The sequence below is a fragment of the Candidatus Desulfatibia sp. genome (assembly GCF_036446775.1).
Classification (GTDB): Bacteria; Desulfobacterota; Desulfobacteria; order Desulfobacterales; family UBA11574; genus Desulfatibia_A.
This window is the reverse complement of record NZ_JAZFTO010000331.1, coordinates 1-4235: the sequence shown is the minus strand read 5'-3', so window position 1 is coordinate 4235 and position 4235 is coordinate 1. Positions and strand designations below refer to the sequence as shown.

The window sequence follows — 4235 nt, the reverse complement described above, 5'->3', positions numbered from 1 at the left end:
CGGCCCACCAATCCTCCTTTTTCCAAAATTCGGCCCATTCCCATTTTCCGACATCTTCGACGACATCACTTCCGACATTTTCAGCCATAATTTACCTCCTATAAGGTTAAAAGATTTGCCGAACCGCCGGCCCCGCGGCTGAAGCGCATGCCACAACCAAATATCCGGGGCGCTTACCGGGCGGTTATAAAGAATCAACCTAAATATAGAATAGGCGTTCACAGGTTCAGGGTTCAGAAGTTCAGCCTGCGACGAGCTCAGCCGAGTCGGGTTGCTTTGTCTTTGAACCCTGAACCTGTGAACCTCTGAACGGTTACAATATAGAAATGCCTATACGCAAATTACATGCCACCGGGGTTAAAATACATAACATACTGTTTTTTTAGGTTTTTTGGGTTAACAAGCCCATGGCAGGCGCCGTGAGTGCCGCCTCAAGGCGTCACTTGTAATCCTGTTTTCCCGGTCGTGCAGCCGGGGCCGGGAAAAGGCCAAAGCCGGGATTTACAAGATTTTCCAAAGCAAAAGGGGGGCTGTCTTTATAGGGGGAAGGTGGGATGCCGCTTTCAGATGGCAGTGCCACTTTGTGGCGCTACATTCACGGTAGCTGCGGCGCCGTCAGGATCGGTAACGATCAACCTGTACGCCAAAACGTTTGATAATTTTCTGTAAGGATTGACGTTTGATACCGCTGATTTGGGCAGAAAGGGTCACATTGCCTTTGGTATGCTCCAAAAGGTGATAAAGATAATTAAGGGTAAAATTCTCGACGGCTTTCTTTTTGAGTTCTTTGTATGGGCGCGTAAGAACGGTATTTTGCAGGTTGTCTGGCAGACAAATTTCCGGCACCGGCAGGATATCACGTGAAATCGTCTGTCCCGGGGTCATGGCACTCCATCCTCTAATCGTATTTTCCAACTCCCGAATATTACCGGGCCAATCTTTTTTAAGAAGATAGTTCATCACTTCCGGTGGCAGCTTCTTTGTAGAAACATTTAGTTCACAGGCAGTTTTCTCCAGAAAATGGTCCACCAGCAGAGGAATGTCTTCCTTGATTTCTCTTAGAGGAGGCATGGTCATGGTGACCACATTTAACCGGAAGTACAGGTCTTCCCGAAATTGGTGCTTTTTCATTTTCTTTTCCAGGTTCTGGTTGGTCGCTGCAATGATCCGCACATCGACTTCATGACGGGTGCTGGTACCCAGAGGCTTTATTTTTTTATCTTGCAGGACTCCCAGAAGCTTGGTTTGCACTGCAAGCGAAAGATTTCCAATTTCGTCGAGAAATATGGTGCTGCCGTGGGCCTGGTCAAAGAGTCCCTTTTTGTCTTCAGCGGCATTTGTGAAGGCGCCTTTTTTGTAGCCGAACAGTTCACTTTCCAGTATGCTTTCCGGAAGGGCGGGGCAGTTCACTGTTACCATGGGTTTGCGACGCCGGTTGCTGCATCGATGGATGGCCCGGACCGCCATATCCTTGCCTGTTCCGGTTTCACCGAGGATCAAAACGGTAACGTCCGTTCGGGCCAGCATCTGAATGGTATTGAAGACCTTAATCATCGGTCTGCTTTTGCCCACCATGTTTTCAAAGGGAGCTTGCTCACGGACTTTTTCGAAAAGGCGGGCGTTTTCACGAACCAGGCGATTCAGCTCCAGGCCCTTTTTCAAAATATGAATCAGGCGCTCTTCCTCAAAGGGTTTCTGAATGAAATCATAGGCTCCGGCCTTGACGGCTTCAACCGCCTTTTCAACCGTGCCGAAGGCCGTCATGATGATTACCGTTACGGCCGGATCAAAATCTTTGGTGGCCCGCAGCAGAGAAATGCCGTCCATCTCGGGCATTAGAATGTCAGCCAGCACGACATCAACCGCCTCTTCCCTTAGTATTTTCAAAGCATTCGAACCATTCTCAGCCAGAAGTACCCGGCAATCTATTTCCATTGTTATGGTTCGTTCCAAACCGTTAAGAAGATCGATTTCATCGTCAACAATTAGTATGGTATCTGCCATCATCGACTCAGTTTACCTTTTAAAGCGTCATCCGTAGGAAGAAGAACCGTAAAGGTGCTTCCTTTTCCCAAAGCGCTTTCCACTTCGACGTCACCGCCATGCTGTTTGATGATGCCGTAACTTACTGAAAGACCCAGTCCGGTACCTTTTCCCGCCTCTTTGGTCGTGAAAAAAGGGTCGAATATCCGTCCAAGATGTTCATCGGATATACCGGGTCCGGTATCCGCCACTTCGATGGCCAACCAGTTGCCTTCATTTTGCAACATCGTTCGGACGGTTATTTCACCGCCTTCGGTCATGGCCTGTCTGGCGTTCATGATAAGATTCATGAACACCTGTCTGATTTTTTGCGCATCCACGGTCAGCATCGGGATTTTAGCAGAGAAATCTCTACGCACAGTGATCCGTTCCATCTGCATCTGGCGTTCCAGTACGGACAGCACCTCTTCAATGCAGTTGTGGATATCTGTTTTAATTTTAATTGGTTCTGAAACTCTTGCAAAGTTCAAGAGCGCCTCAACTACCGTCTTGCAATGGTCGGTGTGTTTCTGAATGATCTGAATGTCATTCGCTAACTGGTTGTCCGACGCTTGCCCCTTGGCAATCAGATTTGAATAACATCGGATTACTTCCAAGGGATTGTTGATTTCATGGGCCACGCCCGAAGCCAGTTGGCCGATTGAGGCCAGTTTCTCAGTTTGCACCAGATATTTTTCAATTTTACGCCGCTCCGTTATATCATGAAACACCCCATTGATCCCGGCGAATTGGTCATTTTCATCCCGCCGGTCGGTGGCCGAAACCATTACCGTAATCTTTTTACCGGAGCGGTCTACCATGGTAACTTCGAGCCCCTGGATGAATCCTTTTTCTTTTACCGTACGAAAGAATGAATCAGCATCCCGCGTGTCCCGGAAAAGTTGATAAAAAGTCTCGATAGAAAGTGCTTCAGGCTGGTTTTTAAATCCAAAAAGCTTAATACCGGCCCTGTTAATGTCAATCACCCGGGTATCGCCGTCCAAAATTAAAATGGCATCCCGTGAGGTTTCAAAAAGGAGACGGTACTTGGTCTCAGAGACTTTCAGTTCGTCATGGGCCTGTTGCAGGTCAGCGGCCACATTCTCAAAAGCCACTTTGAGTTGTTGGACCTCATCCCCGGATTCTTCAATCAAGATCTCTTGATTCTGGTCCGGATTTCCGGAAATGTTGCGGAAGGTGGCAAGCAGCCCCTTCAATTCGAGAACGACGGTCCGGTTAAAGAGCAGATAATGGAGGGCTATCAGTGAAAAAAGGGAAGTGATGGCGATGAGATATACAATCCATGCGGTTTCCTTGATGCGTTCAAATGATACGTCAACCGGTATATAGATCGTGTCGGCCGCCACGACATCACCTTCCTTATAGTAGTATCCGCCTTTGGTTCCGTATAAATCTTTCATGGCCTGGGGTGCGTCTTCAGGATTTCCATGGCATTTAAGGCACTCGGATTCTGCATATATCGCTCGGAGGCGCGTGTAATACGATCGGTTCTCCTTTTTAATCAATCCATGCCACTCATTGGTGCTTCGGTGGGATGCAAACCATTGCAGCATATCCAGCTCGAATTTATCGGCCTTGTTTATCGGGTTCATTGGATTTTTTGCTGCCCGTTTATATTGAAACTCGGGAAACCTTTGGCGGAGACGGCTCATAACTTCCCGCCCCACAAAAGATGTGGACATGGCCTGAGGAATAAAAGAGTCAGCGGGAAGCAGACTGATTACCGTTGGTCTGAGCACGTCCTTGACATAGGTTCGCGTGGCGTCGGCCGTGGCAATAAAAATTTCGGTTTCTCTATGAACGCCCTCGGTTACGAAATTTTTCAGGTAGTAATAGACGGAGACTGATATAAGGGCGCAAAACAGCAAGAGAATGCCTGCAGACCCCATTTGGAATTTGGTTTTGACTGTTAGCTTTTTCATAATCTGCTATTTTTTTCCTTTTTGGTTTGGTTCATTTTGTCGATGTTTTACTTGACGAAAGTTAAGACTTTGAGATATTTAGAAAAATAAAAGTTAAAGTATAGAGTAAAATTTTTTTTTAGCTGTACTTTTCAAATTACGGGAAATGCGCGTTTGAGTCAAGGAGATAAGAATCTGAAAAATTGATCGTTTAATCTAAAAAATATTGCTGTTGCAACCGGTAAGCCGGACAAATTCTGGTCTGGCCGGTGAGGGACTTGGAGATTTATT

The 4235-nt window shown here is 47.0% G+C and carries 2 protein-coding genes; both read right to left on the bottom strand.

Annotated features, from left to right (window positions below):
* Positions 1–615: 615 nt before the first annotated feature.
* Positions 616–2007, bottom strand: coding sequence for a sigma-54-dependent transcriptional regulator (locus V3S16_RS15560; protein WP_413886574.1), 1392 nt, complete (start codon positions 2005–2007; stop codon positions 616–618).
* Complete coding sequence (locus tag V3S16_RS15555) at positions 2004–3965, bottom strand: DUF3365 domain-containing protein (RefSeq protein WP_413886572.1); 1962 nt, start codon at positions 3963–3965, stop codon at positions 2004–2006. The genes V3S16_RS15560 and V3S16_RS15555 overlap by 4 nt, the downstream gene beginning before the upstream one ends.
* Positions 3966–4235: the final 270 nt, after the last annotated feature.

Coding starts and splice junctions, on each gene's coding strand:
- V3S16_RS15560 (WP_413886574.1), bottom strand. CDS start 2,007: ATGATGGCAGATACCATACTAATTGTTGACGATGAAATCGATCTTCTT.
- V3S16_RS15555 (WP_413886572.1), bottom strand. CDS start 3,965: ATGAAAAAGCTAACAGTCAAAACCAAATTCCAAATGGGGTCTGCAGGC.